At 74.3% G+C, this 2,918-nt stretch carries 2 protein-coding genes; both read right to left on the bottom strand.

Annotated elements, in window-relative coordinates:
- Positions 1-140: 140 nt before the first annotated feature.
- Complete coding sequence (locus ABZX40_RS05245; protein WP_355741841.1) at positions 141-1,058, bottom strand: SCO0930 family lipoprotein; 918 nt, start codon at positions 1,056-1,058, stop codon at positions 141-143.
- A 327-nt stretch (positions 1,059-1,385) separates the two neighbouring features.
- Positions 1,386-2,918 (bottom strand): hypothetical protein (locus ABZX40_RS05250; RefSeq protein WP_355741838.1); only part of this gene is annotated, 1,533 nt, incomplete at its 5' end.

Here is a 2,918-nt window from a genome sequence, read left to right on the forward strand (position 1 = left end):
GGTCGTTGGCTTGGTGGCCTGGGGGGGGGGTGGGGTTGTGGCCCCCCCATTGCCCTCCGGGCGTTGGGGGGTCGCCCCGGGGGGAACCGCCCTTCCGCTGTCGGCTCTGACGGTTTTGTCGGCAACCCGCCTCCGCCGCGCTACTTCGCCAGCTTGCCGTCCGCCCGGACCGCGAACCAGGTTCCGCCGACACCCTGCCCCGCCGTGTCACCCGGCTCCTCGTCCCCGGTGAACCAGTACAGCGGCCAGCAGTCGATGGTGAGCTGGGAGGTGCCGTCCGGTCGCTCGAACTCGATGACCTTCTTGGGGTCGACGCCCTCGATCCGCCCCAGCTCCGCCTTGTCCAGCATGGCGGCGGGCTTCCACTTCTCCAGGCAGGCACCCGTGCACGCCGACTTCATCGGCCACGCGCTGTCCTTGGTGAAGCGGTACAGGGTCCGCCCCTTGCCGTCCTGGACGATCTCGCCCAGCTCGGCGTCCTCCCGCACCGACAGCGGCGGCAGTTCAGCCTCCCCGGTGTCCACCAGTTGTGCCTTCCCGCCGTCCGGACCGGCCGCGAACCAGGTGCCGCCCACTCCCTGCCCATTGGTCTGCTTGGGCTGGGTGTCCTTCGCGAACCGGTAGAGCGGCCAGCCGTCCAGAGTGAGCTGCTGGGAGCCGTCCGCGCGGGTCACCTTGCCCACCAGCTTCGGGTCCATTCCCGCCGCGGCCTGCGCGTCCGCCGCCGGTACCGGGGGCCAGGCCGTGGCGCAGTCGCCGTCGCAGTTCGACTTGGGCGGGGCGGCGGTGTCGTTGTCGAAGCGGTACAGCGTGAAGCCCGCGCTGTCCGTCACCACCGGCCCCAGCTTCTCGCTCTCCCACACACTCAGCCTGCCCGCCGTGCTGGGCCGGGCACCGGTGTCCTGGCTCCCGCCCGTCTCGGCCGCCACGACCGGCGACTGCCCCGCGCCCTGCGGGGACGCGCCGCCGCCGCCCTGCTCACCACCGCAGGCGGTCAGCAGCACCAGCGCCGCCGTCGTACCGGTCGCCGTCCACACCGCGCTCCGCCAGTTCCGCATGACTGTCCTCATCTCTTCGATATCTCGCAGGGGGTTCGGAGGTGTTGCTGAGGTGTTGCTGAGATGTTCCTGAGGTATTTCTGAGGTGCTTCTCGGGTTGCTCGGGTTGCTCAGGTTGCTCGGGGATCTCTGGTGTCGCCCGTGGTGCCGTCCCGGCGGCCGGGGAGGAGGCCGCCGGCCGCCGGGACGGGGTCGGGGCAGGTGCCGTCGTCGTCCGCACCCGCTGATTCCGTGGCCGGTCCCGCCCTCAACACGGGTCCCCGCCCGGGATGGTTCACGGGATGCGGGAGTCAATTGCCGAGTGGGGGGAGGGAGTTGGAAGGGTCGTCACACCCGGTCCGCCGACAGCGCCAGCGCAGCCGGTACCGTCACCCGCAGTCCCAGGACGCCCAGATCCACCGTGCCCTCTGGTTCGGCGTGCCAGCGCCAGTGCGCGCCCGGGACATCGCCCACCGACAGCACGCTCCAGCCGCCGTGCGGCGCGGCGAGTCCGGCTAGGGCGTGGGCCTCGGCGGAGTCCCGGGGCGGGCGCATCATCAGCAGGAAGCCGGTGATCCGGTCCGGGCCCGAGGGCGCGCGGACGAGTCCGAGTCCCAGTGCCTCGGCCGCCTCGAAGACCCGCGCGGGCGCCTGGTCCTCCACCTCGGCCAGGGACCGGACCCGTACCAGGCCGTGCAGTCCCGGCAGGGTGTCGGGGTCCGGGTCCACCGCGACCACCACCGTGTTCTGCCAGGGCAGTTCCAGCAGACCGTGCGCGAGCGCGGTCAAGGTGTCCCGGGCCACCCGCAGATCGCCCCGGACACTGAGGGCGCCGTTGAGCTGCCCCAGCCCGACCATCACCTGCGCGTCCCGGGCGTCCACCCCGACCCGCGCCAGATGCGGGAGCGTCAGCTGCGGCGCCTCCCCGGCGTCCGGGTCGTCGTCCGATGCCGTGGACGGCCGGTACTCGGCCATCGCGCCCCGCACCTCCAGATCCCCGGCCCGCGTCGCCGACCCGCCGTTCCCCTCCCGGCGCGGCTCGTAGCCCGGTGTGGAGGGCAGGCCCGCGCGCCGCCAGTCATGCGGGGCGTGCGCCGTCCACGGTGCCGGTGCCCGGGTGCCGCCCGACACCGACGCCAGCAGTTGCTCGCCGTCCGCCCGGACCGTGAACACCCGCGTCGGCGCCCCCGGCCCGCCCGCGCCGACCAACTCGTCCAGCGCGGACCGCACCAGGACGGGCGTACGGGTGTCCGCCGCGAGCCGTCGCGCCAGCCGGGCCCGGCGCCGCCTCCGCAGCGCCACCGCCAGCGGGCGCGGCAGCCTCGGCCGCAGTACCCGCGCCACCCGGGCGACACCCCGCCCCAGCGCCCGGAGCCAGCGCGTCAGCGGACGGCGGGCCAGCACCGCGACGGTCAGCGCCGCGACTCCGGCCGCCCCGCCGGCCACCAGCCCGACCGGCACTTTCCCGCCCGCGCCGAAGGGGCCACCGGAACGCGTCGCCGAGGGCGGCTGCGGCGGCGCCGACTGCTGTGCCGCGCCCGGCGCCTCCTCGGGCAGTTCCCCGAACTGCACCCCGGGGCCCTCCGCGTCGGTCGGCAGCCGTAGCGCGAATCCCGGCACCAACTGCTCCGCGCTGACGAACACATCACCGCCCGGCAGCACCCGGCCCGTGTTCAGCACCAGGATCTCCTGGAAGCGGTCCGGGTCGCCGAGCACCCGCCCCGCGATGTCCTGGAGGCCGTCCACCGCGCCGCCGTTCTCCTCCGGAGTCCTGACCACATAGAACTTGGTCAACTCCGCCGTCCGCAGCGCGCTGCTCGTCCGCGGCAGGCCGTCTGCCCGCAGCGCACTGTCCGTCCGTAGCGCGCTGTCTGCCCGCAG

Origin of the sequence: Streptomyces sp. NPDC004610 (assembly GCF_040609715.1) — a bacterium.
Taxonomy (GTDB): Bacteria; Actinomycetota; Actinomycetes; order Streptomycetales; family Streptomycetaceae; genus Streptomyces.